This is a genomic window from Nonomuraea sp. NPDC003201, from assembly GCF_053590415.1.
Genome location: NZ_JBSFTC010000119.1, coordinates 1 through 25,554 on the forward strand (window position 1 = coordinate 1; position 25,554 = coordinate 25,554).

Sequence of the window (25,554 nt, forward strand, 5' to 3'; positions counted from 1 at the left end):
CCCGCTCGTCGCCCTCGTCCGGCCGCCGCGCCCCCTCGGGCCGGGCGGAGGCGGTGGCCAGGACGATCGCCTCCTCGACGGCACCCAGCACCAGCTCACGCACCGGCCCCGACAGGACGACGGCGGGCAGCCGCGCCTCGGCGGAAGCCGCCACGGGACGGTACACGTCGGGCAGGGGCGTGGCCGGCACCCACCGGGCGTCCTGGAGCGCGCGCTCGAACGCCAGCCCCATCCGCCCGCGCACGCCCACCGGCACGCCTCCGACCAGATGGCACCCGTCACCCCGGGCGAACGGCCCCAGCCAGGCCGCCCACGAGGGCCGGGGCTGGAAGTGCACCCACCAGAACCGCCACCGCTCCGCCCCCGGCAGCACCCGGTAGTACTGCGACACCCCGGACCCGAGCACCGCCAGGTCCCCCTCCCGGACCTCGAACGACGCCCCGCCCTGCGCCACGAACCCCGCCCCCGCCTCCGTCCACAGCAGCAGCCAGCTCGGCGACCCGGCGGGACGGCGGGTCGCGTACCCGGGCGCCTTGTCGTAGTGGCCGACGATCGTCAGCTCGGCAGCAGGAACAGACATGTCCTCAGCGGTCACAGGCATACCGTTCCACGATCCCGGTCTCTAGCGTGGGAAACATGAGGCTCAACGACTTCCACGATCAGGGGTACTTGCTGGTGCCCGGTCTCCTCGCCCCGGAAGAGGTGGCCGAGCTGCGCGACGCGTTCATGGCGCTGCACGCCAAGGGGCCGATCCCGGGTCACTTCGCACCGCAGCCGCAGGAACCCGGCCGGCCGTACGACATCCTCCGTGACTACCCGCGGATCATGCACCCTCACCAGGTGAACGACCTGGCCCTGCGGTATCTGCTCGACACGCGCATCGCCGCGATTCTCCGCGACATCCTAGGAGAGGAGCCGATAGCAGCCCAGAGCATGTTCTACTTCAAGCCGCCGGGCGCCAGGGGCCAGGCGCTGCACCAGGACAACTTCTACCTCCGGGTCGAACCGGGCACGTGCGTGGCCGCATGGGTGGCGCTCGACAAGGTGGACCGGGCCAACGGCGGCCTCGAGGTCGTGCCGGGGACGCATCTCATGGACCTGTTCTGCCCGGAGGAGGCGGACCAGGACATCTCCTTCACCAGGGAGTACGTGCCGCCGCCGCCCGGCCTGACGAAGGTGCCGGTGGACATGGAGCCCGGGGACGTGCTGTTCTTCAACGGCAGCCTGGTGCACGGCTCGGAGCCGAACAGCACGGCCGACCGCTTCAGGCGCAGCTTCATCTGCCATTACGTGGGCCGCTCGGCCGAGCGGATCGCCGAGTACTACCCGACGCTCACGATGTCGGGCGAACCCGTCCGGCTGGAGACGTCCGTGGGCGGCGGCCCCTGCGGCACCGAGATCACCGGCCCGCACTGAGCCGCGCACCCGAAGAAGAGGTCAACCGCCGGAGATGTCGGACTCCGCGTCGCCGTCGGGGATCACGCAGTCCCAGGGGTCGTCCAGCCACCCGTCCGGCAGCAGCACCTTGGTCCGCTCCCCCGACTTCCCCCGAGGCGTGTCGGTGTTCGGCGGCCACGGCTGGTCGTGCTCCAGCTTCGCCAGCCCCTCGCGCAGCCCGTCGAGCGACTCGGACGTGGCCAGCTCCCGCCGCAGCTCGCTCCCGACCGTGAACCCCTTCAGATACCACCCCACGTGCTTGCGGAAATCGGCGACCGCGTACCGCTCGATGTCGAAGCACTCGGTCAGCCCTTCGGCGTGCCTGGCCATCACCTCGGCGACCTCGCCGAGCGTGGGCCGGGCCCGCTCGGGGCTGCCGTTGAACGCGTTCTCCAGGTCCTTGAACAGCCACGGCCGCCCCAGGCAGCCCCGCCCGACCACCACGCCGTCGCACCCGGTGCGCGCCACCATGCGCAGGGCGTCGTCGGCGCACCAGATGTCGCCGTTGCCCAGCACGGGGATCTCCGGCACGGCCTCCTTCAGCCGGGCGATGGCCTCCCAGTCGGCCACTCCCCCGTAATGCTGCTTGGCCGTACGGGCGTGCAGCGCGATCGCCGCGACGCCCTCCTCGGCCGCGATCCGCCCCGCGTCGAGATACGTCAGGTGGTCGTCGTCGATCCCCTTGCGCATCTTCATCGTGACGGGCAACGACCCCGCGTTGGCCACCGCCTCCCGCAGGATCCGCCGCAGCAGATTCCTCTTGTACGGCAGCGCGGACCCGCCCCCACGCCTGGTCACCTTGGGCACGGGGCAGCCGAAGTTCAGGTCGACGTGATCGGCCAGGTCCTCCTCGGCGATCATCTTGACCGCCCGCCCCACGATATCGGGATCCACCCCGTACAGCTGGATGCTCCTGGGCCGCTCCGACTCCGCGAACCTGATCATCCGCAGCGTCTTCGGGTTGCGCTCGACCAGCGCGCGCGTCGTGATCATCTCGCAGACGAACAGGCCCGCGCCCTGCTCCCTGCACAGCACCCGGAACGGCGCGTTCGTGATGCCCGCCATCGGCGCCAGCACCACCGGCGGCCACACCCCAATCGGCCCAATCTTCACTCCGTCAGTTGTAGCGCAGGTCAGGCCGTAACGGGTATTCGCAAACGTCAGGTTGCCACTCGCGCATCGCTCACACGTTCTACCCGCACAGGCCAAAGCCTGGTAATCTCATGGTCGCTCAGGGTGAGCGCCCACGCCTCCCCGCCCAGGTGGGCAACGATCCCAGCCGAATATTCCTGACGCAGGATGGCTAAGCTGATCAGAGACGTTGTTATTCGCATCTTGAGCGGAGAGAGGACGGATGCTTCTTCGCGTACGGGTGGCGCTGCCCGACAAGCCGGGTTCGCTCGCACAGGTGACCAAGGTCCTGGGGGCGTCGGGGGCCGACATCACGCAGGTGACCGTGCTCGACCGGGGCGCCGGCCAGGCCGTCGACGACATCACGGTCTTCTGCGCGGAGAGCACGCCCAGGCAGTCGCTGGTCAAGAGCCTGGAGACGGTGGAGGGCGTGGCGGTCGAGGGCATCTGGACCACGCGGGAGGCCCCGGGCACGTACCCTGAGCTGGAGATTCTCAAGTACATCACCACGGCGGGCGACCGCGCGCTCACCACGCTCGTCGACTCGCTCCCGGTCCTGTTCAGCGCCGACTGGGCCGCCACGACGGCCGAGCGGCGCGTCCTGTACGCCAGCTGGCGCGCCCCGAAAGACCTGATCGTCCCGGAGGAGACCCCGTCCCGCCCGACGGCCGTCACCCTGGAGGAGGGGCTGCACGTCATCCACGCCCCGCTGCCGCCCCTGGCCCTCTCCCTCCTCCTGGCCCGCTCGGAAGGCCCCGCCTTCCACCGCATCGAGGTCCACCGCCTCTCCCGCATCCTGGAGATCTTCCTCAGCCTGCCCGCCACCGAGCGGAGCGTGGCCCGCCAGCTCCGCAAATAGGCGCACTCCACCGCTACGCGTAACCATCCGGTCGGCGAACGCGCTAGAGTTGTCGAGGCAGCAACGCGGAAGTGGCTCAGTGGTAGAGCATCACCTTGCCAAGGTGAGGGTCGCGGGTTCGAATCCCGTCTTCCGCTCGGAGAGATTCGACTCGGTGGCGTGGCCGAGAGGCGAGGCAGCGGCCTGCAAAGCCGTCCACACGGGTTCAAATCCCGTCGCCACCTCCACGGACGATTAGCTCAGCGGGAGAGCGCTTCCCTGACACGGAAGAGGTCACTGGTTCAATCCCAGTATCGTCCACCAGTTCAAGAGTTGAAGCCCCAGCTCACGGCACATGCCGAGAGTCTGGGGCTTCTTGTTGTTCCGGGTCGATCATCGTTGTTGTCAGCACCGGTGCTGACATTGCGCCGGCCCTCTGACAGTCACTTCTCCCGGCGAGGGGTGCTGGGACAGCCGATATCGCAGAAGAATGCGGCAGCCCGGAACGCGGCCCTGGATCGGGTTCTGGAGCATCTGACGGCAGCAGGGGTGCACGCTGAACCGATCTAGCGGTTTGCAGTCGAGCGCGAGATCAAGCCGGATCCGTCCGCTCCGACGCTTTGGTATTCGCCGCCGCGCCGGGACGACGTCCGCAACGGCGTCCTGCGCCCGCACCTGCGGCGCAACGCGGCCGTCTGCACCGTGGGCGGCTGCTCGCCGTACGGGGTGCGGGCAGATGCGATCGTTCCTGGGCTCGAGTCCTTCCATCCCGCTCAGCTCGCTGCCGACTCGACGCTCTGTTGATCGGCCGGAGCGAGCTTGAGGCCCTCACCTTCGACGGCTTCGTCGGTGCCGTCATCCCGTGGCACGAGTGCCCGTGCAAGTTCCGTGACCTTGTCGAACAGGGCGAGAACGAACTCACGCCCCTCCGACCGCCAGATCAGGATGGGCAACGCCGGCGCCATTATGGCGACAACCGGGATGAGGAGGAGAACCAAGAGCGCGCCGAGCGCCACTCGCTGCCAGGTTGCGTTCAGAACGATCATCTGCGATCCCGGTCCACGGTCCGTTGGGTCACTTCCCAGACGCTTGCGCGCCTTCCCCCCATGACCGCGTGTCCGCCAGCACGGGCATCGCGGATGATCCAGCCGCTTCGTCGGCCCTGAGTGACCATCCCCGCTGCACATCACTCTGGATCGCTTCGCCAAAAAAACAGTAACCGTCCGCTCCGAACTGAGCAAGTGCTCCGATTCACCGTTGAGGCGGTGAGGGCCAAGAACGGCCCTCCTGAGCCGGTTACACCTGACGTCGCAGCTCAGGTCGATCAAGATCCGACAGCCTGACCGGCAGCCCTGCCGAGCCTCCTCGGCAACGGACTCCCGCCCTCGACGTCGTCCTGAAACGTCGGTGCCGACTGCTTGGGTGGGCCTATGCGTTACGGCATCGACATCGCGATCCTCGGTGAGCTCGCAGAGCCATCGCGCTTGGTTCATCTGGCTCGGGAGGCCGAGGCCGCCGGATGGGATGCCGTGGTGGTGTGGGATCACCTTGCCTTCGCCTGGGGGACGCCATCGGCCGACCCGTGGGTGGTGCTGGCCGCCGCGGCCCAGGAAACCTCCCGTGTCCGGTTGGGCACCGCGGTGACCGCCGTGGCCCGGCACCGTCCGGAAACGCTGGCTCACACCGTGGCCACTTTCGATCGGCTGAGCGGCGGCCGGGCGATCCTGGGTGCCGGGCTGGGCGGAGTGACCGCCGAGTTCACCGCGTTCGGCTCGTCCCGGCCCGGTGCGAACGTGCTCGACGAGGCGCTGGAGGTCATCTCCTCGCTCTGGTCCGGCGCCGAGGTGCACCACCGGGGCGCCCACTACACGGTCGACGGGGTACGCCTGTCGCCGTTGCCCCTCCAGCGCCCCCGAGTCCCGGTGTGGGTCGGCGGCTCGGCTCCGGGCGCTCTTCGCCGGGCCGCTCGCTGGGACGGGTGGATCGTCGGCGGTGACGACCAGGAGTGCCGCATGACGCTGTCGCCGGACTCGCTCGCCGTTCAGGTCGGAGAGGTGCTCCGGCGCCGGCCTTCAGCCGCGGGTTTCGACGTGGCGATCATCGGGGTCAGCGAGCCTGGCTCCTCGGTAAAGGCTTACGCCGACGCGGGCGCTACCTGGTGGCTGGAGCACCTCCACGGATATCGGGGCTCCATGGAGCAACTCGTGGAGCGCGTCAAGGCGGGGCCGCCGCACGTGGGCTGAGGCCTTTGTCATTCGCGCCTCCAGGCCGGTGGCCGGCGTCACCTGTCACGGTGGTGAAGCCGGAGGTGACGGCCCTGCCAGCGCGCCCGCAACCACCGGTCGTGGCTGGCGATCACTATCGCGCCGGGTCCCGCCGTGCCCATCGCCTCCTCCAGCTCGTCGGAGAGGCGGGGCGAGAGGTGGTTGGTGGGCTCGTCGAGCAGGAGCACCTCCGGCGGGTCCGCCACCAGCAGCGCCAGCGCGAGCCGCCGGCGCTGGCCGGCGGACAGCTCGCCCACCCGCAGGTCCACGTCCCGCCGGCCGATCAGGCCGAGGGAGCGCAGCGGCACGGACTCGGCGCGCTCCGCTCCCAGTGCCAGCTCGTACGTCTCCCGCACCGTGCGGTCCGGCCGCTCGAACACGGTGTCCTGGGCCAGCAGCCCGACGGTCAGCCCGTGCCTCCGCCGCACCTCACCCGTTGCGTCGAGCCGGCCGGCCAGTACTGCCAGGAGCGTCGATTTGCCCGCTCCGTTCGGTCCGGTGATCAGCAGGCGCTCCCCTGGTGACACGTCGAGCCGGTCGATCGCGAGCCGTCCGGGCACCCGCACGTCCCGCAACGACAGCAGGGGCGGCGTGTCGGGGGCGACGTCCTGCGGTGCGTGGGTGGCCAGGGCGGGACCGGCGGCGTCCTGCGGCGCGTTAGCGGCCAGGGCGGGAGTGGCGTCGTCCGGCGCGTGGGGGGCCAGGGCCGGAGTGGGGTCGTCCGGCGCGTGGGAGGCCAGGGCCGGAGGGTGGAAGCGGAGTGGCGCCGGTGGGGCGGGGACCTGGTCGCGTTCCAGCTCGGCCAGCCGCCGGGCGGCGTTGCGCACCCTGCGCGAGATCTGGCTCTGCACGCGCCCCCCTCGGTGCCCGTACCCCATCTTCTCGTTGTCGCGCCGCAGCCCGTCCAGCGCCACCCGCCGCGCCGTCACCGCGACGGACCGGCGCAGCTCGCCGAGCTCGGCCTGCTCCTCCACGTGCCGCCGCTCCCAGCGCTCCCGCTCGGCCCGCTTCTCGGCCAGGTACGCGCCGTACCCGCCCCCGTACCGGACGGGCCCGTCCACCGCGGGGTCGAGGTCGAGCAGGTCCGTGCAGACCGCGTCCAGGAAAGCCCGGTCGTGGCTGGCCACGACCACGACCCCGGTCATCCCGCACAGCTGCTCCTCCACGAACACCGCGGCGGCGTCGTCCAGGTGGTTGGTGGGCTCGTCCAGCAGGAGCGCCGCGGGCCGCCTGACGAGCAGCGCCGCCAGGGCGAGCCGCCCGCGCTGCCCGCCCGACAGCGACGCGAGCGCACGGGAACGCGGCACGCCACCCAGGCCGAGCCGGTCGAGGACGATCTCCGCGCGCCGGTCGGCGTCCCAGGACTCGCGCTGTTGGGCCTGGTCGAGCCGGGCCCCGTACGCTTCGAGCAGAGCGGCGTCGTCCGGGGCCCCGGAGAGCTCCCGGGTGAGCCGGTCGAGCTCGGCCAGGTCCGCGCGCGCCTCGCGCAGGGCGTCGTCGAGCACGTCGGCGACCGTGGCATCGCCGTCGAACGGCAGCTCCTGGTGCAGGAAGCCGAGGTCGGCGGGGCGGACGACGGTGCCGGAGTCGGGCTGGTCCACCCCCGCCAGCAGCCGCAGCAGGGTGGACTTGCCCGCGCCGTTCTCGCCGATCAGCCCGATCCGGCGGCCGGGGGCGGCGGTGAGGGTGACGCCGTCGAGCACGCGCCGCGTGCCCAGCGTCCGTACGAGGTCGCGGGCGAGCAGCGCGTCACTCACCGGCGGGCCCTCCGGTCTCCAGCAGCCGGCCGCCGGACAGCTCCAGCCGGCGCTCCACCCCGATCTCCGCCAGGAACCGTTCGTCGTGGCTGACCACCACGAACGCCCCCTCGTACGAGCCGAGCGCGCTTTCCAGCTGCCCCACGCTGACCAGGTCGAGGTTGTTGGTGGGCTCGTCGAGCAGCAGGAGCTGCGGAGCCGGATCGGCGCAGAGCACGCAGGCCAGCGTGGCGCGCAGCCGTTCGCCGCCCGACAGCACGCCCACCGGCAGATGGGCACGGGCGCCGCGGAACAGGAAGCGGGCGAGCAGGTTCATCCGCTCCGCCTCCGGCCTGCGGGGGGCGAACGCGGCCAGGTTCTCGGCCACGGTGCGCTCGACGTCGAGCAGGTCGAGCCGCTGCGACAGGTAGGCGACCCGGCCGTCGGCCCGCCTGGTCGTGCCGCCGTCGGGCGTCAGGTCGCCGCTGATCAGGCGTAGCAGGGTCGACTTGCCCGCGCCGTTGGGGCCGGTCAGCGCGATGCGTTCGGGACCGCGTACCGTCAGGTCGACGCCCGGCTCGGCGAACAGGCCGCGGGCCTGCAGGTGCTCGCCGTGGAACACCGTGCGCCCGGCGGGCACGTTCGTACCCGGCAGCTCCAGCGTGATCTTCTGGTCGTCGCGCAGCGCCCGCCCGGCCTCGTCGAGCCTGGCCTTGGCGTCGCTGACGCGGGCGGCGTGCATCTGGCCCGCCCGCCCGGCCGACTCCTGGGCGCCCCGCTTCATGTTCCCGGCGAAGATGCGCGGCAGCCCGGCGCTCTTGAGGTTGCGGGCGGCGTTGCTCGCCCGGCGGTCGGCGCGCTCGCGGGCCTGTTGCATCTCCCGCTTCTCGCGCTTGAGCTCCTGCTCGGCGCTGCGCACGTTCCGCTCGGCGGCCTCCTGCTCGGCGCGTACGGCCTCCTCGTACGCGGTGAAGTCGCCGCCGTAGAAGCGGACCTCACCCCGGTCGAGCTCGGCGATGCGGTCCATCCGGTCGAGCAGGGCCCGGTCGTGGCTGACCACGAGCAGGCAGCCGTTCCAGTCGCCGAGCACGTCGTAGAGCCGGCGGCGGGCGGCGAGGTCGAGGTTGTTCGTCGGCTCGTCGAGCAGCAGGACGTCGGGCCGCCTGAGCAGCTGCGCGGCCAGGCCGAGCGAGACGACCTGGCCGCCGCTCAGCGTCCGCAGCGTGCGGTCGAACACGAGATCGCCGAGCCCCAGCCGGTCGAGCTGGGCGCGGGTGCGCTCCTCGATGTCCCAGTCGTTGCCGATCGTGGTGAAGTGCTCCTCACTGGCGTCGCCCGACTCGATGGCGTCCAGCGCGGCGATCACCGGAGCGATCCCAAGGACCTCGGCCACGGTCAGGTCGCCGGTGAGGGGCAGGCTCTGCGGCAGGTAACCGAGCAGCCCGCCGACGGACACGCTCCCGCCTACGGGCCGGTACTCGCCGGCGATTAGCTTGAGCAGCGTGCTCTTGCCCGCGCCGTTGGGGGCGACGAGGCCCGTACGGCCGCCGCCCACGGTGAAGGACAGGTCGCTGAAGACGGGCGTGTCGTCAGGCCAGGAGAAGGACAGGCTGGAGCAGATGATGAACGCGTCGGACATGCGAGAAGACCTCGTGAGAGAACGCGGGCGCGCCGAAGCCGCCCGGTAAAGGGGACAGGGGTTCGGGAATGACGACGAGGGCCACATCGGCGGCGGTCATGTGCGCCTGCCGGGGCCGATCAACCTCCGGTATCACCCGGAGATGTCGTCGTCACCTGCCACGTCTGGTCTCCTAGCCTCTGATCACGAGCGTTTCACACCATAGCACCCGCCGAGCGCCGACTTTCCCCTGGTCCCTTTCGTCCGGGTCCGCACCCAGCTACCCCTTGGCCCCCTTCACCCAGGTCCGGGCCCCAGCTATCCCCTGATTCCCCTTCGCCCGAGTCCGGGCCACGGCTTCCGCGACCGCGCCGTGGTTGCCGTCGGCCCAGCCGACGTGCTGGACGATGCGCTCGATGCGCCAGCCGTCCCGGGTGCGGAGCATGTGGTTGGTGTACGAGCCGCGCAGCAGGTAGAAGTCACCGCCCTCGGACCCTTCGAGGAGGTGCTGCGCGTACATGGCGGAGTGGCAGATCGCCCGGTCGGGATCGTCCGGGTCGAATTCGACGACATGGTTCGGGCTGATGTGCTGCGTGGCGGTGAATCCGTCGAGGGCCTCGCTGATGCGGCGGACGACCTCGTCGCGGGCGAAGCTTCCGGCCGGGCTGCCCAGTTCGGAGTAATCGGTGTACACGGGGTCGGTGAAACAGGCGGCGAACAGCTCCCAGTCACGGCGGTCGACGCTGATCGCGTACTTGGTGACCTGCTCGACGATCTCGACGCGGTCTTCGAGCCGGCGGATCCGGGCTCCGAGGTCGGTGGTCATGCGCGTTCTCCCAGCCGTTGAGGGCGGTCTCCGAGCGCTCAACCATACGGCGATGGATTATCCGAAGCAAGACGATATGAGACCGGACCATCCGAGGAGCATGCGATAGCATCCGCTCGTGCACCAAGACAGTGACCGCCCCGTGCCGGCCGAAGACCTGACCTGGCTGGCCCACCGCGCCGCCGAGGCGCTCAAGGAGGCCTTCAACAGGGTGTCGCGCGCGGCCGGCCTCGCCGACCTGCGGGACTGGCTCGTCCTCGCCCTGGTCAGCGACGGCTCGCAACGCACTCAGCTCGAGATCGCCCGCGAGCTCGACATCGACAAGACGACGCTGGTGGCCATCATCGACCGCTTGGAGAAGGACGGCCTGATCGTCCGCAACGTCTCCGAACGCGACCGGCGCGTCCGCATTCCGACGGCCACGCCGAGGGGCGTCGAGGTGAAGAACCAGGTCGCCGTGGCCCGCGACGCGGCCATCAGCGAGCGCCTCGCCGCCATCCCGGCTTCCGAGCATGCCAAGTTCCACAGCATGCTGTGGAGCATCGTCGAAGGCGCCTGAAACAGCGCCGTCCCTGTGTGGTGCTCTGGGCGGGCTCCAGCAGGGCCACCCGGTAAGCAGGCAACGGGTGGGCGCCCGGCGAGCGGAGGTTTTCGGGGGATCGAAGGGGGCGGGAGCCCTCTGGGAGGCGCTGTCTGGAATCCCGGGCGCGAAGCGGCCCCGTCGTGGAAGGCCGTGCTTTTCGGGAGGCGGGTCGGGCGGTGATAATGGTCCGCGCGTTCGGGGTCGGCGGCTGTTAGCGTTATCGGCAAGGGGGTGAGCCTCCGTGAGATCCAGGGACGGCAGGCCTGCGGTGCTCATGGACGTAGCCGTGCTCGCCGGAGTCTCGGCCATGACCGTGTCGCGCGTGCTCAATGCGCCGGATCGGGTGCGGGCCGAGACCAGGGCGCGCGTGCTCGCCGCCGTGCAGGAGCTCGACTACCGGCCCAACCAGGCCGCGCGCCAGCTCGTCACCGGGCGGTCCGGGGTGCTCGGGGTGGTGAGCATCGACACCACCCTGTACGGGCCCGCCTCCACGCTCTACTGCATCGAGCAGGCCGCCAGGAACGCCGGGTTCAACGTGAGCATCGCCAGCCTGCCCTCGCTCAGCCGCAAGTCGATGGAGGAAGGCGTGGAACGGCTGCGCGACCAGGCCGTGGACGGCGTGATCATCGTCGCGCCGCACGAGTCGGCCGCCGACGGGCTGCGGCATCTGCCGGCCGAGATGCCCGTGGTCGCGGTCGACGCCGGGGACGACATCCCCGTGCCCGTGGCCAAGGTGGATCAGCGTACGGGCGCGGCCAGGGCCACCCGGCACCTGCTCAGCCTCGGCCATCGCACGGTGTGGCACGTGGCCGGGCCGGCCGACTGGCTCGACGCGAACGGGCGCATCGAGGGGTGGCGGGGCGTGCTGGAGTCCGCCGACCGGCCGGTGCCCGAGGTGCTGCGGGGTGATTGGAGCTCGCGTTCCGGCTACCAGCTCGGGCAGCAGCTGGCCCGGGATCCCGAGGTCACCGCCGTGTTCGCGTCCAACGACCAGATGGCGCTCGGCGTGCTGCGCGCCCTGCGTGAGGCCGGGCGGCGGGTGCCGGAGGACGTGAGCGTGGCCGGGTTCGACGACATTCCCGAGTCGGCGTACTTCTGGCCCCCGCTGACGACCGTACGCCAGGACTTCCACGAGGTGGGCCGGCACGCCTTCCATCTGCTGCTGGACCGGATGGCGGGAGCGTCGGTCGACGCGCGGCGGCTGGTGGAGCCCGAGCTGGTCGTGAGGGAGAGCACCGCCCCGGCCCCGGAGGCGTAGGAGGCGAGGGTCCGCCGGTGAAGTCCGTGGCGTGGTCCCGTACTCAGCCCGGCGCAGGTGCCGGGCCGAGCATGAGCGGTCAGCCCCACAAAGGTGCCGGGCTGAGCGCCAACGGTCAGCCCGGTGTGCTGGTTACGGGCGGGCCAGGCGGATCACGTTCCAGGAGACCGGGGGCAGGAGCACGCGGGCCGGGTCCTGCTCCACGTCCGCGTTCGCCCGGGGCGCGATCCGGTCCGGGTCGTCGGCCGTGTTGCGGGCGTAGACGTCCGGGTCCGTCAGGGTGGTGGCCTCGACGATGCGGGCGCCGCCGAGCGCCCGGGTGTCGATCTCCAGGGAGAGCGGCCCGTCGGTCGAGCGGTTGACGGCGAACAGCGTCGTGCCCTCCTCCGAGTGCGTGGCCACCGCGTGCAGCAGCGGCACCTCGCCGAACTGCGCCGTCTCGTACGACGGCGACACCGGCTCCACCCGCAACACGTCGCCGGCCGCGAGCCGGGACGCCTGCGCGAACGGGTGGAAGGTGGTCTGGCGCCACGCCCGCCCGCCGGGCTCGGTCACGATGGGCGCGATGACGTTGACGAGCTGGGCCAGCGACGCGGCCGTGACCCGGTCGCTGTTGCGCAGCAGGGTGATCAGCAGGCCGCCGAAGGCGACGGCGTCGGCCAGGTGATAGTGGTCCTCCAGCAGCCGCGGCGCGACCGGCCAGTCGGCGGGCGGCGCGGCGTTCTGGAAGCGCGACAGGTACCAGACGTTCCACTCGTCGAAGGAGAGGTCGATCCGCTTGCGCGACTTCAGCCGGGCGCCGACGGAGTCGGCGGTGGCCACGACCGAGCGGATGAAGTACTCCATGTCGGTCGAGCAGGCCAGGAAACTGCCCAGGTCGCCGTCCTTCTCCTCGTAGTACGCGTGGCAGGAGATGTAGTCCACCACGTCGTACGCCTCCTCCAGCACCGTGGCCTCCCACGCGCCGAAGGTCGGCATGCTGGAGCTGGAGCTGCCGCAGGCGACCAGTTCGAGGGACGGGTCCACCATGCGCATGGCGCGGGCGGTCTCGGCGGCGAGCCGGCCGTACTCGTGGGCGGTCTTGTGCCCGGTCTGCCAGGGGCCGTCCATCTCGTTGCCCAGGCACCACATCCTGATCGCGTGCGGCTCCTTGGAGCCGTTGGCGATGCGCTGGTCGGACAGCGCGGTGCCGGACGGGTGGTTGCAGTACTCCAGCAGATCGAGGGCCGCCTCGATGCCGCGGGTGCCGAGGTTGAGCGCCATCATGGGCTCGACGCCGGCCTTGCGGCACCAGCGGACGAACTCGTCCACGCCGACCTCGTTCGTCTCGGTGCTGTGCCAGGCCAGGTCCAGCCGGCGGGGGCGCCGATCGACGGGGCCGACGCCGTCCTCCCAGCGGTAGCCGGAGACGAAGTTGCCGCCCGGGTAGCGGACCGTGGACACCCCCAGCTCCCTGGTCAGGTCGAGCACGTCGCCGCGGAAGCCGTCCTCGTCGGCCGACGGGTGGCCCGGCTCGAAGATGCCGGTGTAGACGCAGCGCCCGAGGTGTTCGACGAACGTGCCGAAGGTGCGCCGCCGGACGGGGGCGACCTTGAACGCGGGATCGAGCGTGAGTTTTGCCTGGTGCACGGAGAGATCTCCTGGGTTTCGCGGGCGTTACGTGATCCAGATTGTTAGCGATAACAAGGAGGCCGGTCAAGGGGTGCACCACCAGGTGGCGCTGGTCAGGGAGGGGGCTTGACAGGCCGGTTGTTACCGCTAACACTCGGGTAACCCCAACGAAACAAACGGCCCCCGACCTCAGCGGAAAGCGACAGCTCGCAGGAAGAGGCCACCGTGCAAGATCCCCCTCACATCTCCCGCCGCCTGCTTCTCGGCGGAAGCCTCGCACTCGCCGGCGCCGCCGCCACCGGATGCGCCATCCCCGTCGGGCTCGGCTCGTCCCAGACCAGGGTCCAGTACTGGCACTTCCTCGGCGCGAGCGACGGGATCATCATGAACAAGATGGTCCAGGCGTTCGCCAAGGACAACCCGGACATCTTCGTCGAGGAGAACGTGCTCGCCTGGGGCGAGCCGTACTACACGAAGATCGCGATGGCCGGCTCCGGCGGCCGCTCCCCCGATCTGGCGACCTTCCACCTGGCCCGCCTGGCCGGGATCGGCGCGGGGCAGATCCTCGACCCCATCAACGTGAAGCTGCTGGAGGAGGTCGGCCTGCGGGCCGCCGATTTCAGCCCGCCCATCTGGGAGCGTGCCCACCTCGACGGAGTGCTGTACGCGATCCCGTTCGACGCCCACCCGATGGTGCAGTACTACAACACCGACATCTGCGGGAAGGCCGGGCTGCTCGGCCCCGACGGCAGGCTGAAGCCCACGACGGGCGTGGACGAGCTGGTGGCGGCGCTGAACAAGGCCAAGGAGGTGATGGGCGGCAAGCCCCCGCTGGCCTACGACGCGCTCGGCATCGGCACCGTGGGCCCCTGGCGCGTGTGGTACTCGCTCTACCCGCAGAGCGGCGGCACGCTGCTGTCGGACGACGGCACCAAGATCGCGATCGACGACGCCAAGGCGCTCGAGGTGCTGCGGTTCATGCGCCGGCTCGGGGAGGAGGGGCTGTGCGACCGGCGCACCGACTACGGGGCTTCGGTGGCCAACTTCACCAACGGCCAGGCCGCGTTCCTGTGGAACGGCGACTGGGAGACCACCGGGCTCAAGGAGCGCAAGACGCCGTTCAGCATGACCCGGTTCCCCAACGTGTTCGGCTCGGGGGCGGCGCAGGCCGACTGCCACTCGTTCGTGCTGCCGCACCAGCGCAACCGCGACCCCGAGGTGGAGCGGGCCACGTACCGGTTCATCGCCTACCTGGTCGAGAACAGCGCGGACTGGGCGGTCGCCGGGCACGTGCCCGCGTACCTGCCTGCGCTGGAGGAGCCCGAGTACCTGGCTCTCCAGCCGCAGTCGGAGTACCGCTCGGTCATCACCGACGTCGCGCTCGACCCGCAGGTGTGGTTCACCGGGTCGGCGTCGCGGCTGTGGCTCGAGTTCGGGCAGGCCTTCTCCCCGGTCATCACCGGGGACCACACGCCGGAGGAGGGCCTGGCCGCGGCCAAGGCGGCGCTCGACCGGCTGCTGTCCGCCCCGAACCCCTTCCCCGCCGAGGAGCGCCAATGACCGGGCTCGTCGAGGTCATGGAACCGACGAAGGAGCGCGCATGACCTCCACTGTCGCTGCCCCCGCGACCTCCGCCCCCGTCGCCCAGGCGAAGGTCCGGCGTGGCTGGACGCAGCACGGGCTGCTGTTCGTGGCGCCGTTCCTGCTGATCTACCTGGCCTTCCTGGTCTGGCCGACCGTGCTCGGCTTCCGGATGAGCCTGTCGAGCGTGAACATCGCGGGCGGCAACAATCACCTGGTCGGGTTCGCCAACTACGCCGAGGCGTTCACCGACCCGCGCATGTGGCACTCGCTGTGGAACACGCTGGTGTTCACCGTGCTGAGCACGGTCCCGCTGGTGCTGTTCGGCCTCGGGTTCGCGCTGCTGGTGCACCACCTGCGGTTCGTGCAGTGGCTGTGGCGGCTGTCGTTCTTCGGGCCGTTCCTGCTGCCGTCCGCCGTCGTGTCGCTGCTGTGGCTGCAGATGATCTACCCGCCCGACTACGGCCTGCTCAACGGCACGCTCGGCACCGACACGCTGTGGCTGGGCGACCCGTCGGTCGCCATGTGGTCGATGGTGCTGACCACGGTCTGGTGGACGGTCGGCTTCAACTTCCTGCTCTACCTGGCCGCGCTGCAGTCGATCCCGCAGCACCTGTACGAGGCCGCCGCCATCGACGGCGCCTCGGCCTGGGACAAGCTGCGCTCGATCACCCTGCCGCTGCTCGGCCGCACGACCGCGCTCATCGTGGTGCTGCAGCTGCTGGCGTCGCTGAAGGTGTTCGACCAGATCTACCTGATGACCGCCGGCGGGCCGCAGGACTCCACCAGGCCGATCATCGAGTACGCCTACGACGTCGGCTTCACCGGTTACCGCACCGGCTACGCCTCGGCCGTCTCGTACATCCTGTTCGTCCTGATCGTCATCGTCTCTCTGGCGCAGCTGCGGCTGTTCCGCAAGCGGACGGAGGTCTCGTCATGACCAAGCGGTTCAGCTTCAGCCAGCTCGTCCTGCTGGTGGTCGCCCTGGCCCTGGCGGTGGTCTGGCTCGCGCCCATCGCCTGGGCGATCGCGACCTCGCTCAAGCCGGAGACCGAGACCACGAAGGTCCCGCTGCAGTGGTTCGGCAGCGAGATCACGCTGGACTCGTACCGGCTGGTCCTGGGCACCGGCGGCATCGTCAAGTGGGCGATCAACTCGACCGTCACCGCGGTGATCGTCACGTTCCTGACCGTGCTGTTCTCGGCGATGGCCGCGTACGGGTTCGCGCGCACGCAGTTCAAGGGGCAGCGGGTGCTGCTCGCGGTGGTCCTGGCCGGGATCATGGTGCCGCCGCACGTGCTGATCGCGCCGCTGTTCGCGGAGATGGTGGCGCTCGGGCTGGTCGACACCTGGTGGGCGATCATCCTGCCGCAGGTGGCGGCGCCGCTGATCGTGTACGTGCTGTTCAAGTTCTTCCAGGACGTGCCGCCGGAGCTGGAACAGGCGGCCTTCGTGGACGGGGCCGGGCGGTGGCGGGTGTTCTTCACGATCGTGCTGCCGCTGTCGCGCCCGGTGCTGGCCGCCGTGTCGATCTTCACGTTCATCACGACCTGGAACAACTTCCTCTGGCCGTTCCTGGTCTCCACCGACCCGAACACGATGACGCTGCCCGTCGGGCTGGCCAACGTGGTGCAGGGGACGTTCGGGCTGCGGTACGCGCAGATCATGGCCTCGGTCGTGCTGGCCGGGCTGCCGCTGCTGGTGGTGTTCGTGCTCTTCCAGCGGCAGATCGTACGCGGCGTCGCCCACACCGGCCTGGCCGGTCAGTGATCCCGCAGGTGCTCCCGCAGGGCGTCCCGGTCGTCCGGGACGCCGTGGGCGCGCAGGACCTCCCGGAGGTTGATCCAGCTCCACGCGTCGTCACCCAGGTCGGCGATGGCCGTGAGGGCGGCGCGCCGTAGCTCCGGCGCGTCCGCGACGGTCTCCAGGAGGTCGCCCGCGATCGGGAAGGCGTCCACGGGCTTCGCGGCCGCCAGGCGGGCGATGAGGGCCTGGGCCCTGGCGGGCGCCTCACCGGGCAGGCGTCGCTTGCTGACGCGGGCGGCCAGCGTGGCCAGGTCGCCCTCGGCGTACGGGAGCGGGGTGTCGCCGGTGGCGGTGAGAAGCCTGACGACGGCGTCGCGGGCCTGCTGGGGCGCGTCCTCGCCGTGCAGGTTGACCAGCGCCAGCGCGGCGGCGTCACGTACGAGGCCGTCGGCGTGGCCGAGCCCGGGCTCGATCACCCCTGCCGGCGCCCCTGCCGACGCCCCTGCCGGCGCCCCTGCCGACGCCCCTGCCGACGCCTCTGTCGGCCAGGGCAGCAGGGAGAGCGCGAACATCGCCGTCGCGACCGCGACCGGCTCGGCGTCGGCCTCGACGAGGCCGGCGAGCGCGGGCCCAATGGTGTCCGCCTCCTCCGGGAACCAGCTCACGAGGTACGCCGCGGCCGCCCTGACGTGCGGATCCCCGTCGGCCAGGAGGGAGATCGGCAGGTTCTCCCTGACGGCGTCGTAGGAGGCCAGCATGGCGGCGTCGAACATGCGCTCCAGCTTGTGGTCGTACGTCTGCCGGACGTAGGCCCGGTCCCTGCGGACGGCGTCGTTCGGCGCCTCGGCCACCCACTGCTCGAGGTGGGCGTCGGCCTCCTCCTTGCTCCTGGACTGCACACCCGCGCTCTCCTCGCGCCAGCGCGCGATGCCGACGCCTTCCGGCAGGTGGCCCTCCTCGTAGCCGAGGGCCAGGGAGGCGAGCAGATGGAGGATCAGCTCGCGGTCGGGCGTGGCGGGGTCGGCGGCCAGGCGGGCCAGGAACGGCACCGCGTGCGGGGTGGCCGGGAAGCGGGTGCCCTGGTGGAAAATGTTGCCGTAGAGCGCCGACATGGCTTTCTGGCGCTCGCCTTCGTCGGCGGACGCGAGCGCCCGAATCTGGCCGGGCACGTCCGTGGCCCGGCCGTAGGCGTGCTTCAGCCTGCCCCAGGAAACGCCATCGAGATCGTCCACGCGCGCGAGCGTATCGGCAAATATCGGATTACGTCCGCCGTTTACCGTTGCCAGGGAATTGCCAGGAACGATGGGTAGTCTCCCTCGGCATGAACTGGCAGCGCAAAATGAACAAAGCGCTGGTCAGGTTCACCGGATTCCAGATCGAACGTGTAGGAAAAGCGGCTCCTCCCCAGCCCGTTCCCGAGATCAGACCGCCCGCGGATCCGGCGACCGACCGGTTGCTCGACTCCCCCGTGTTCCTCCTGTCCCCCGTGCGGTCCGGTTCGACGCTCCTGCGCGCGATTCTGAACGCCCACTCCGCCCTGCACGCCCCTCACGAGCTGCACGTACGCCGCCTCCGCGTGCAGTTCGACACGAACCTGGCGGCCAAGGCGATGACGGCCCTCGGCCACAACCAGGCCGATCTGGAGCATCTGCTGTGGGACCGCGTCCTGCACCGGGAGCTGGTACGCAGCGGCAAACGGTTCATCGTGGACAAGACCCCCGCGAACGCCTTCGCCTACCAGCGCATCGCCGCCTGCTGGCCCGACGCGCGCTTCGTCTTCCTGCTCCGCCACCCCGCCTCGATCGCCGCGTCCTGGCACGAGGCCAGCCCCGACAGGCGCACCCCCGAGGAGGCCGCGCTGGACGCGCTGCGGTACATGAAGGCCGTGCAACGGGCCAGGTCGGCCCTGCCCGGCCTGACCGTCAGGTACGAGGAGCTGAGCGCCGACCCGGAGAAGGTGACCCGCGAGATCTGCGAGTTCCTGGGCCTGGAGTGGGAGCCGGGGATGCTCACCTACGGGAAGCAGTCCGTCCTGGAGAAGGGCCTCGGCGACTGGCGCGACAAGATCCGCTCCGGCGCCGTGCAGCCCGCGCGGGAGCTCCCCTCCGCGGACCAGGTCCCGGACCTGCTGAAACCCATGTGCCGGACCTGGGGGTACCTCACGTGAAGATCCGCTACCTCATGCTGCACGCGTACGGCATGGGCGGCACCATCCGCACCGTCGTCAACCAGGCCAACGCGATGGCCGCCGCGGGCCACGACGTCGAGCTGGTCAGCCTGGTGCGGCGGCGCGACACCCCCCAGTTCGCGCTCGACCCGCGGGTCGGGATCACCACGCTGGTGGACCAGCGCGGCGGCAGGGTGCCGGACTCGTTCGGGCGCAGGGCCTGGCGAAAGGTACGCGGCAAGATCGTGCCGAGGGGCGAGTTCGCGGCCGACTACTTCACCGAGCGGGTGGAGTGGGCGGCGATGGAGTACGTCTCCGGCCTGCGCGACGGCGTCCTCGTCACCACCAGGCCCGCCCTGAACCTGATCGCCGCCCGCCGCGCCGCCAAGGACGTCGTCAGGGTCGCCCAGGAGCACATGAACCTGTCGGCGTACCCCGACACCATCCGCAGGGAGATCGCCCGCCACTACGGCCGGTTCGACGCGGTCACCGTGCTGACGCGCACCAATCGGCTCGAGTACCAGCGCCTGCTGCCCTCGACGCCCATCGTGCAGATCCCGAACGCGGTCCATCAGGCCGACCAGGAACGTTCCCAGCAGGTCAATCCCGTCGTGGTCGCGGCCGGGCGGCTGGTGCCGCAGAAGGGGTTCGACCTGCTCATCACGGCCTTCGCGCAGGTGGCGCGGGAACATCCGGAATGGCGGTTGCGCATCTTCGGCACCGGGCCGCGCAAGAGCCAGTTGCAGGGGCTCATCGACGGGTTCGCGCTGGGCGAGCACGTGTCGCTGGCCGGGCGCACCGACCGGCTGGACAGGGAGCTGGCGGAGTCCTCCGTCTACGCGCTGAGCTCCCGGTTCGAGGGCCTGCCGATGGTGATGATCGAGGCCATGACGCACGCGCTGCCCGTGGTCGCCTTCGACTGCCCGACCGGGCCCCGGGACGTGCTGACCGACGGGGTGGACGGCGTGCTCGTGCCGCCGCGGGACGTGGACGCGCTGGCCGCCGCGCTGAGCCGGGTCATGGGTGACCGGGAGCTGCGGGTGCGGATGGGGGAGGCTGCGCACAAAGCGTCGCGTGCGTACGCGCCTGAATTGGTGATGCCATTGTGGGAGGATTTGTTCTCGGAGTTGCTGGCGGGTGAGCGCGTGGCCGACAACTTCTGGACGTCCGGGAAAAGATTTACCTGACCGATTCCTTCGACAGGGCCGGGCTTTCCGCGCCCTTTGTCACGAAATATCGCCCATTTCGGCAAAAGCATCTCAAAGGGCGCGGCAATCTGGAGCGATGCGTATCCGGAAAGCCCACCTGGCCGCTGCGGCAGGTGCCCTTGCCCTGGTCACGGGGCTCACCGCACCCGCACACGCCAGCGCCCCCGCCGCCGCCCCCGCCGCTGGACCCGTCCACGCCGTCCAGCAGGACGCGCCCTCGGTGTACGGCAGCGCCGCCTACCTGATGGACGTCTCGTCCGGCAAGGAGCTGTTCAGCAAGAACGCCGACGACCGCCTCCCGATCGCCAGCGTCACCAAGATGATGACCGCGTACGTCGTCATGAAGACCGCCAAGCCCACGGACGTGGTGCAGGTCAAGCGGGAGGACGTCCAGTACGCGGAGGACGGCGGCGGCACCACCGCCGACCTGCGGCCCGGCGACCGCCTCACCGTCGGCGAGCTCCTCTACGGCCTCATGCTCCCCTCCGGCGCGGACGCCGCCCACGCGCTCGCCCGCACGTACGGCCCGGGCGTCGGCGGCTTCGTCGGCAAGATGAACGCGACGGCGCGCGAGCTGGGCATGAACGACACCGAGTACGTCAACGCCGACGGCCTGCCCAAGCGCGGCGGGGACGGCTACTCCACCGCCCGCGACCAGAGCATGCTGGCGGCCAAGGCCGTGCAGGTGCCGCTGATCAAGGAAGTGGCCGGGACCCGGTACCACTCGCTGGACGCCACCTCCGAGCACCGCTCGTACAGCTGGCGCAACACCAACAAGCTGCTCGGGACGCCGGGCGCGATCGGACTGAAGACCGGGTTCACCCGGGCGGCCGGGTTCACGCTGGCGTTCGCGGGCGAGAAGCGCGGCCACACGCTGGTGGGCGCGCTGCTCGGCGAGTCGGACTCCAGCCGCCGCTTCGACACGGCGGAGGCGCTGCTGTCCTGGGGTGCGGCCCGCGAGTCCGCCTGACCGAAGCCCGGGCGGACACCATGGACGGTGTTGATCCTTTGGACTAGTTTGCCCGACATGAAGCTTCGAATCGCGTTGAGTGCGCTGTCAGCGGCCGCCGCCGTACTCGCCGCCCCGGTCCCCGCCGCCCACGCCGGGACCCCCAAGCTCGGCTGGGAGCTCAAGGAGACCGGGGTGACCGCGCGCCTGCGCGGCCTGTCGCCCGTCAGCCGGGACGTGGTCTGGGCCTCGGGCTCGGGCGGCACCGTGCTGAGGACCGTCGACGGCGGGCGGAGCTGGCAGAACGTCTCCCCGCCCGACACCTCCGCGCTCCAGTTCCGCGACATCGAGGCGTTCGACGAGCGCAGGGCCGTGGCCCTGTCGATCGGCGAGGGCACGGACTCGCGCGTCTACCGTACGGAGGACGGCGGGCGCACGTGGACGGAGGCGTTCAGGAACGACGAGCCCCGGGCGTTCTACGACTGCCTGGCCTTCTTCGACCGGCGGCACGGGCTGGCCATGAGCGACCCGGTGGACGGCAGGTTCCGGATCCTGGCCACGGACGACGGCGGGCGGAGCTGGCGGGTGCTGCCGGCCGACGGGATGCCGCAGGCGCTGACGGGCGAGGCGGGGTTCGCGGCGAGCGGCCAGTGCCTGGTCACCGCGGGCGGCCGGGACGCCTGGCTGGCCACCGGCGGGGCGGAGCGGTCACGGGTGTTCCACTCGGGCGACCGCGGACGCACCTGGACGGTCTCCGACACCCCGATCCCCGCGGGCGACCCGGCCCGCGGCGTCTTCGGCCTGGCCTTCCGCGACCGCCACCACGGCCTCGCGGTCGGCGGCGACTACCGCCCCGACCAGCTCTCCCCCAGCGCCGCCGCCCTCACCCGGGACGGCGCCACCACCTGGCAACCCGCCGCCACCCCGCCGCCCGCCTACCGCTCCGGCGTGGCATGGCTCCCGCACCTGCCGTTCGCCGCCATCGCGGTGGGGCCTTCGGGCAGCGACGTGACGTGGTCGGGCGGGCGCACCTGGGAGACCTTCGACAACGGATCGTTCGACACGGTGTCGTGCACCCGCGACCTCTCCTGCTGGGCCTCCGGCGACCAGGGCCGCCTCGCCCACCTGACCCTCCGATAACCCCGTAGGCGGTGTCAGCGGACGCCGCGGGGGCGGAACTGGATGCTGATGCGCGGCCCCGCCGGCCGGGAGGTCTTCGGGATCGCGTGCTCCCACGTCCGCTGGCAACTCCCGCCCATCACGATCAGATCCCCGTGCCCCAGATCCCGCCGGATGGACGACCCGCCGCCACGGGGCCGGAGCAGGAGCGGGCGGGGGGTGCCGACCGAGACGATCGCCACCATGGTGTCCTCGGTGCTCCCCCGCCCGATCGTGTCGCCGTGCCAGGCCACGCTGTCGCGGCCGTCGCGGTAGAAGCAGAGCCCCGCCGTACGGAACGGCTCCCCCAGCTCCTCCCCGTAATGATCGTCGAGGGCCCGGCGGCAGTCCTCGAGCACCGGATCCGGCAGGGTCTCGTCCTCGTCGTAGAACTTCAGCAGCCGCGGCACGTCCACCACCCGGTCGTACATGCGCCGCCGCTCCGCCCGCCACGGCACCGTCCCGGCCAGCCGCTCGAACAGCGTGTCGGCCCCCGTGAGCCAGCCCGGGCGCAGGTCGATCCAGGCGCCGTGGTCGAGGTGTGTCCTGCGGACCGTGGCGCCGAGCGGCCCGACCCCGAGCTCCTCGTCGAGGCCGAGCAGAGATGCTTGGAACGAGGCTGTCATACAGCCAAGTGTATGCCTTTGTTCAAACATGCATTCGACTGGGGTGTCGGCTCGCCTTTGCCGTGGGGTCGTGCGAGGCTGGCAATCGCCGGATACGAGTGGCATCGCCGCCCTCAGCCCGCACCGTGAGGCGAAGAGGCCACCCATCGCTTCGTCACACGAAGGAGCAGGCCATGCTCACCACCGATTACCTACCGGGAGCCCCCTGCTGGATCGAGGTCAACACCCCCGACGCGGAGGCGGCGAACGTCTTCTACACGGGACTGTTCGGCTGGGAGTCCGTCACGCTGGGCCCCGAGTACATGCAGTATCGCTTCTGCCAGGTCGATGGCAAGACGGTCGCCGGGATCAGCGAGGTGACGCAGGAGGGCTGGACCCCGGCGTGGCTGACGTACTTCCAGGTGCCCGACGTCGACGTGATCGCCAAGACGATCGAGCAGGCGGGCGGCACGGTGCTCTTCCCGCCGAGCGACGTCGAGGGCCAGGGCCGCATGGCGGTCTTCGCCGACCCCACGGGGGCCGCGTTCGCGGTGTGGCAGCCGGGCCGCACGAAGGGGCTCGGCATGGTCACCGAACCCGGCTCGCTCGGCTGGATCGAGCTCTACACCCCCGACCCCGCCGGCATCCGGGCCTTCTACCAGTCGGTCTTCGGCTGGCGCGTCGAGGACCTGCCGATGGGCGACATGTCCTACCCCGTCATCTCGCCCGCCGACGGCGGTGAGGACTCGGCGATGGCCGGGATCGTCCAGCTCCAGCCCGGTGACAGCCCGCACTGGCTGCCGTACTTCGAGGTGCCCGACTGCGACGCCACGGCGGCCCTGGCACAGCAGCTCGGCGGCACGCTGCGGGCTCCCGCGACGGACGTGGAGGAAGTCGGCCGCATGGCCTTCCTCGCCGACCCCTATGGCGCCCGCTTCGCGGTCATCACCAGCTCGACCTGATCCCAGCCACAGGCCCGGTCCGCGCGGCGCACGGGCCGGGCCGGCTCGCACTCGCCGCCCTGTAACGTCTTTACCGTGTTATACCGTTACATGGCGGGTGCGGTGGCCGCGCGCACCGGGGACGAGATGTCCGGGCCCGCGCTCCTGGTCGCCGGGCTGGCCGTCACCGGGTCTCCCCTCACGGCGTCCTGGCTGCTGGCGGGGCTGACCGTCTCGGCCGCGTTCGGCGGGCCGCTGCTCGGGGTGCTGCTCGACCGGGCGCGGCGGCCGGGGCGGCTGCTCGCGTGCTGTCTCCTCGGGTACGCGACCGGGCTCCTGCTGGTCCTGTACGGGCTGGGCCGCGTGCCGGACCCGGCCCTGATCGGCGTGGCGGTCGTGGCCGGGCTGCTGGGGCCCGCGCTGACCGGCGGCTGGACGGCGCAGCTGCCCCGGGTGGCCGGTCCCGAACGCCTGAGCAGGGCCAACGCGCTCGACTCCATGAGCTACAACGTGGCCGGGCTGGCCGGCCCCGCCGTGGTGGGGCTGGTGGCGAGCGCGGGCGGAGGCACCGCGACGGTCCTGGTGTGCGCCGGACTGCTCGTCGCCGCGCTGCCGGCCGCCTGGAGCCTGCCTTCGGTACGGACCCGTTCGGCCGCACCCCCCGCCGCACCCGGCTCGCCCGCCGACGGCGGCGCGGCCGGTCGCGGGCGGGCGATTCGGACGGAGCTGATCGAGGGGTTCGCCGTCATCTGGCGGAACGCGACGTTGCGCCGGGCGACGGCCGGGTCCGCGGTCTCGTGCTGCGGCCTGGCCATGCTGGTCGTGTCCGCGCCCGTCCTCGGCGCCGAGCTCACCGGTGAGAGCGGCCACGGCGCGCTGCTGCTGGCCGTCACCGCCGCGTCCGGGCTGGCCGCGAACGCGGTGATCGCCGCGTGGGGCCGGGTGCGGCGGTGGGACCGCGTCCTGACCTGGGGGACGGCGGTGCTCGGCGCGGGGACGGCGCTGGCGGCCGGGGCCGGGACGTTCTGGGCGGCGGTTCTCGCCGCGGCGGTGGCGGGAGCGGGCGAAGGGCCGCAGCTCACCGCGTTGTTCTCGGTACGGCACCGCGAGGCGCCGGCCCGCCTGCGCAGCCAGGTGTTCACCACGGGAGCCAGCCTGAAGATCACCTCGTTCGCGATCGGGTCCGCGCTGGCCGGACCGCTGGCGGCGTACTCGGCGAGCTCGGCCCTGGTGGCGGGGGCCGTGCTGCAGGCCGCCGCCGTGGCCGTGTTCACGGCCGGGCGCCGCGACAAGGGCTCCCCGGCAGAAGCGTCGCGCTCAGCCCGAGGCGGGCGGTGAGGTGCGGGAGCGGTGGGCGGCGACGCGTTCGCGGGTGGCGCAGCGGGTGCTGCAGTAGCGTCGCGGGCTGCCGCCCCCGAGGTCCAGGTACGGCCGCCCGCATCCCCGCGAGGCGCACAACCCGCCCGGAACGCGCTGATGGTCGGCCAGCAGCACCGCCAGCGCCATCGCCGACGACGCCAGGAACCACTCCCCCCACGGCGCGTCGTCCCCGCTGTCGACGTGCACGTGCCAGCTCGTCGTGCCCCCGTGGCTGGTGAGTCTGGGTGCTCGGGCCGATCCGGCGAGCAGCCGGTTGAGCAGGTCGGCCGCCTCGCCGACGGTGGCCGCGCCCAGGACCTCGCGCAGCCGCGCCGCCGCCGCCCGCATCGCCGTCACGTCGGCCTCGCCGAGGCCGAGGTCCCCGGTCTCCCCGTGGTCGCGCAGCACCCGCGACACCGACTCGACGGACGGCCGTTCGTGCAGCAGCGCCACGCACAGGTCGACGGCCCTGGCGGCCATCGCCTTGGTCGAGTGAACCTCCACCTCGAGAAGGTTATGCCAGTGCGGGCCCGGGGAA

General features: G+C 71.4%; 24 protein-coding genes and 3 tRNA genes. 17 read left to right on the forward strand and 10 right to left on the reverse strand.

Annotated features, from left to right (window positions below; translation table 11 throughout):
• On the reverse strand, positions 1–580 hold a 580-nt coding region (locus ACWDX9_RS32880), incomplete at its 3' end, for an AraC family ligand binding domain-containing protein (RefSeq protein WP_449960778.1).
• A gap of 56 nt (positions 581–636) precedes the next feature.
• On the opposite strand from ACWDX9_RS32880, the gene ACWDX9_RS32885 reads away from it, so the two are divergent.
• On the forward strand, positions 637–1,416 hold the full coding sequence (locus tag ACWDX9_RS32885) for a phytanoyl-CoA dioxygenase family protein (RefSeq protein WP_363972350.1): 780 nt from the start codon (positions 637–639) through the stop codon (positions 1,414–1,416).
• Between the two features lie 21 nt (positions 1,417–1,437).
• Here the strand turns inward: ACWDX9_RS32885 and dusB are convergent, their stop codons facing one another.
• Complete coding sequence (gene dusB / locus ACWDX9_RS32890) at positions 1,438–2,550, reverse strand: tRNA dihydrouridine synthase DusB (RefSeq protein ID WP_449960782.1); 1,113 nt, start codon at positions 2,548–2,550, stop codon at positions 1,438–1,440.
• Between the two features lie 241 nt (positions 2,551–2,791).
• On the opposite strand from dusB, the gene ACWDX9_RS32895 reads away from it, so the two are divergent.
• The 4 genes from ACWDX9_RS32895 (at position 2,792) to ACWDX9_RS32910 (ending at position 3,730) form a co-directional block, all read left to right on the forward strand.
• Complete coding sequence (locus ACWDX9_RS32895) at positions 2,792–3,427, forward strand: ACT domain-containing protein (protein WP_449960784.1); 636 nt, start codon at positions 2,792–2,794, stop codon at positions 3,425–3,427.
• A 65-nt stretch (positions 3,428–3,492) separates the two neighbouring features.
• Positions 3,493–3,564: transfer RNA gene (locus ACWDX9_RS32900), tRNA-Gly, on the forward strand.
• Positions 3,565–3,580: 16 nt separating this feature from the next.
• Positions 3,581–3,654: transfer RNA gene (locus ACWDX9_RS32905), tRNA-Cys, on the forward strand.
• Between the two features lies 1 nt (position 3,655).
• Positions 3,656–3,730, forward strand: a tRNA-Val gene (locus ACWDX9_RS32910).
• A 449-nt stretch (positions 3,731–4,179) separates the two neighbouring features.
• On the opposite strand, the gene ACWDX9_RS32915 is transcribed toward ACWDX9_RS32910, so the two are convergent.
• Positions 4,180–4,452, reverse strand: coding sequence for a hypothetical protein (locus ACWDX9_RS32915; protein ID WP_449960786.1), 273 nt, complete (start codon positions 4,450–4,452; stop codon positions 4,180–4,182).
• A 384-nt stretch (positions 4,453–4,836) separates the two neighbouring features.
• Between ACWDX9_RS32915 and ACWDX9_RS32920 the strand changes: the two genes are divergently transcribed.
• Complete coding sequence (locus ACWDX9_RS32920) at positions 4,837–5,649, forward strand: LLM class flavin-dependent oxidoreductase (RefSeq protein WP_449960789.1); 813 nt, start codon at positions 4,837–4,839, stop codon at positions 5,647–5,649.
• A 38-nt stretch (positions 5,650–5,687) separates the two neighbouring features.
• Here the strand turns inward: ACWDX9_RS32920 and ACWDX9_RS32925 are convergent, their stop codons facing one another.
• From ACWDX9_RS32925 to ACWDX9_RS32935, 3 genes are all read right to left on the reverse strand, one after another.
• Positions 5,688–7,427 (reverse strand): ATP-binding cassette domain-containing protein, encoded by a 1,740-nt coding sequence (locus tag ACWDX9_RS32925; RefSeq protein ID WP_449960792.1) that lies wholly within the window; start codon positions 7,425–7,427, stop codon positions 5,688–5,690.
• Complete coding sequence (locus tag ACWDX9_RS32930) at positions 7,420–9,045, reverse strand: ABC-F family ATP-binding cassette domain-containing protein (RefSeq protein ID WP_449960795.1); 1,626 nt, start codon at positions 9,043–9,045, stop codon at positions 7,420–7,422. The genes ACWDX9_RS32925 and ACWDX9_RS32930 overlap by 8 nt, the downstream gene beginning before the upstream one ends.
• Before the next feature lie 259 nt (positions 9,046–9,304).
• The gene (locus ACWDX9_RS32935; RefSeq protein WP_449960798.1) at positions 9,305–9,850 is read right to left on the reverse strand and encodes a nuclear transport factor 2 family protein; all 546 of its coding nucleotides are present in this window, start codon (positions 9,848–9,850) and stop codon (positions 9,305–9,307) included.
• A gap of 118 nt (positions 9,851–9,968) precedes the next feature.
• Here ACWDX9_RS32935 and ACWDX9_RS32940 point away from each other — a divergent pair, with 118 nt between their 5' ends.
• Entirely contained in the window at positions 9,969–10,409 is a 441-nt protein-coding gene (locus ACWDX9_RS32940) for a MarR family winged helix-turn-helix transcriptional regulator (protein WP_449960801.1), read from the forward strand.
• Between the two features lie 265 nt (positions 10,410–10,674).
• Complete coding sequence (locus ACWDX9_RS32945) at positions 10,675–11,691, forward strand: LacI family DNA-binding transcriptional regulator (protein WP_449960804.1); 1,017 nt, start codon at positions 10,675–10,677, stop codon at positions 11,689–11,691.
• Between the two features lie 132 nt (positions 11,692–11,823).
• Here ACWDX9_RS32945 and arfA read toward each other — a convergent pair whose 3' ends face one another.
• Positions 11,824–13,320: an arabinosylfuranosidase ArfA gene (gene arfA, locus ACWDX9_RS32950; protein WP_449960807.1), complete on the reverse strand. Its 1,497-nt coding sequence runs from the start codon at positions 13,318–13,320 to the stop codon at positions 11,824–11,826.
• A gap of 207 nt (positions 13,321–13,527) precedes the next feature.
• On the opposite strand from arfA, the gene ACWDX9_RS32955 reads away from it, so the two are divergent.
• From ACWDX9_RS32955 to ACWDX9_RS32965, 3 genes are read left to right on the forward strand one after another with little or no spacing between them, the layout of a single operon-like run.
• The gene (locus tag ACWDX9_RS32955) at positions 13,528–14,862 is read left to right on the forward strand and encodes an extracellular solute-binding protein (protein WP_449960810.1); all 1,335 of its coding nucleotides are present in this window, start codon (positions 13,528–13,530) and stop codon (positions 14,860–14,862) included.
• A 40-nt stretch (positions 14,863–14,902) separates the two neighbouring features.
• Positions 14,903–15,823, forward strand: coding sequence for a carbohydrate ABC transporter permease (locus ACWDX9_RS32960; RefSeq protein ID WP_449960813.1), 921 nt, complete (start codon positions 14,903–14,905; stop codon positions 15,821–15,823).
• Positions 15,820–16,653 (forward strand): carbohydrate ABC transporter permease, encoded by an 834-nt coding sequence (locus ACWDX9_RS32965; protein WP_449960815.1) that lies wholly within the window; start codon positions 15,820–15,822, stop codon positions 16,651–16,653. Before ACWDX9_RS32960 ends, ACWDX9_RS32965 begins: the two co-directional genes overlap by 4 nt.
• Here ACWDX9_RS32965 and ACWDX9_RS32970 read toward each other — a convergent pair.
• Positions 16,647–17,861, reverse strand: a complete 1,215-nt coding sequence (locus ACWDX9_RS32970; RefSeq protein WP_449960818.1) for a hypothetical protein — start codon at positions 17,859–17,861, stop codon at positions 16,647–16,649. The two genes, ACWDX9_RS32965 and ACWDX9_RS32970, sit on opposite strands and share 7 nt — an antisense overlap.
• An 89-nt stretch (positions 17,862–17,950) precedes the next feature.
• Between ACWDX9_RS32970 and ACWDX9_RS32975 the strand changes: the two genes are divergently transcribed.
• The 4 genes from ACWDX9_RS32975 to ACWDX9_RS32990 all read left to right on the forward strand — a co-directional run bounded on the left by ACWDX9_RS32975 (position 17,951) and on the right by ACWDX9_RS32990 (position 22,093).
• On the forward strand, positions 17,951–18,796 hold the full coding sequence (locus ACWDX9_RS32975) for a sulfotransferase family protein (protein WP_449960821.1): 846 nt from the start codon (positions 17,951–17,953) through the stop codon (positions 18,794–18,796).
• Positions 18,793–19,983, forward strand: a complete 1,191-nt coding sequence (locus ACWDX9_RS32980; RefSeq protein ID WP_449960824.1) for a glycosyltransferase family 4 protein — start codon at positions 18,793–18,795, stop codon at positions 19,981–19,983. Before ACWDX9_RS32975 ends, ACWDX9_RS32980 begins: the two co-directional genes overlap by 4 nt.
• A gap of 97 nt (positions 19,984–20,080) precedes the next feature.
• Entirely contained in the window at positions 20,081–20,974 is an 894-nt protein-coding gene (locus tag ACWDX9_RS32985; RefSeq protein ID WP_449960827.1) for a D-alanyl-D-alanine carboxypeptidase family protein, read from the forward strand.
• Between the two features lie 57 nt (positions 20,975–21,031).
• Positions 21,032–22,093 (forward strand): WD40/YVTN/BNR-like repeat-containing protein, encoded by a 1,062-nt coding sequence (locus ACWDX9_RS32990; protein WP_449960830.1) that lies wholly within the window; start codon positions 21,032–21,034, stop codon positions 22,091–22,093.
• 14 nt (positions 22,094–22,107) lie between these two features.
• On the opposite strand, the gene ACWDX9_RS32995 is transcribed toward ACWDX9_RS32990, so the two are convergent.
• Positions 22,108–22,737 carry an alpha-ketoglutarate-dependent dioxygenase AlkB gene (locus ACWDX9_RS32995; RefSeq protein ID WP_449960833.1) on the reverse strand — a complete coding sequence of 210 codons (630 nt, stop codon included), beginning with the start codon at positions 22,735–22,737 and terminating at the stop codon, positions 22,108–22,110.
• Positions 22,738–22,910: 173 nt separating this feature from the next.
• On the opposite strand from ACWDX9_RS32995, the gene ACWDX9_RS33000 reads away from it, so the two are divergent.
• Entirely contained in the window at positions 22,911–23,678 is a 768-nt protein-coding gene (locus tag ACWDX9_RS33000) for a VOC family protein (RefSeq protein ID WP_449960835.1), read from the forward strand.
• A 75-nt stretch (positions 23,679–23,753) separates the two neighbouring features.
• On the forward strand, positions 23,754–24,995 hold the full coding sequence (locus ACWDX9_RS33005; protein ID WP_449960837.1) for an MFS transporter: 1,242 nt from the start codon (positions 23,754–23,756) through the stop codon (positions 24,993–24,995).
• On the opposite strand, the gene ACWDX9_RS33010 is transcribed toward ACWDX9_RS33005, so the two are convergent.
• Complete coding sequence (locus tag ACWDX9_RS33010) at positions 24,975–25,520, reverse strand: CGNR zinc finger domain-containing protein (RefSeq protein WP_449960840.1); 546 nt, start codon at positions 25,518–25,520, stop codon at positions 24,975–24,977. The two genes, ACWDX9_RS33005 and ACWDX9_RS33010, sit on opposite strands and share 21 nt — an antisense overlap.
• Positions 25,521–25,554: the final 34 nt, after the last annotated feature.

Bases quoted from the DNA above. Each gene is read 5' to 3' on its own strand.
- ACWDX9_RS32975 (WP_449960821.1), top strand. From the start codon at position 17,951: ATGAACTGGCAGCGCAAAATGAACAAAGCGCTGGTCAGGTTCACCGGA.
- ACWDX9_RS32960 (WP_449960813.1), top strand. From the start codon at position 14,903: ATGACCTCCACTGTCGCTGCCCCCGCGACCTCCGCCCCCGTCGCCCAG.
- ACWDX9_RS32990 (WP_449960830.1), top strand. From the start codon at position 21,032: ATGAAGCTTCGAATCGCGTTGAGTGCGCTGTCAGCGGCCGCCGCCGTA.
- ACWDX9_RS32895 (WP_449960784.1), top strand. From the start codon at position 2,792: ATGCTTCTTCGCGTACGGGTGGCGCTGCCCGACAAGCCGGGTTCGCTC.
- ACWDX9_RS32920 (WP_449960789.1), top strand. From the start codon at position 4,837: ATGCGTTACGGCATCGACATCGCGATCCTCGGTGAGCTCGCAGAGCCA.
- ACWDX9_RS33000 (WP_449960835.1), top strand. From the start codon at position 22,911: ATGCTCACCACCGATTACCTACCGGGAGCCCCCTGCTGGATCGAGGTC.
- ACWDX9_RS32965 (WP_449960815.1), top strand. From the start codon at position 15,820: ATGACCAAGCGGTTCAGCTTCAGCCAGCTCGTCCTGCTGGTGGTCGCC.
- ACWDX9_RS32915 (WP_449960786.1), bottom strand. From the start codon at position 4,452: ATGATCGTTCTGAACGCAACCTGGCAGCGAGTGGCGCTCGGCGCGCTC.
- ACWDX9_RS32995 (WP_449960833.1), bottom strand. From the start codon at position 22,737: ATGACAGCCTCGTTCCAAGCATCTCTGCTCGGCCTCGACGAGGAGCTC.
- ACWDX9_RS32885 (WP_363972350.1), top strand. From the start codon at position 637: ATGAGGCTCAACGACTTCCACGATCAGGGGTACTTGCTGGTGCCCGGT.
- ACWDX9_RS32935 (WP_449960798.1), bottom strand. From the start codon at position 9,850: ATGACCACCGACCTCGGAGCCCGGATCCGCCGGCTCGAAGACCGCGTC.
- ACWDX9_RS32985 (WP_449960827.1), top strand. From the start codon at position 20,081: ATGCGTATCCGGAAAGCCCACCTGGCCGCTGCGGCAGGTGCCCTTGCC.
- ACWDX9_RS32930 (WP_449960795.1), bottom strand. From the start codon at position 9,045: ATGTCCGACGCGTTCATCATCTGCTCCAGCCTGTCCTTCTCCTGGCCT.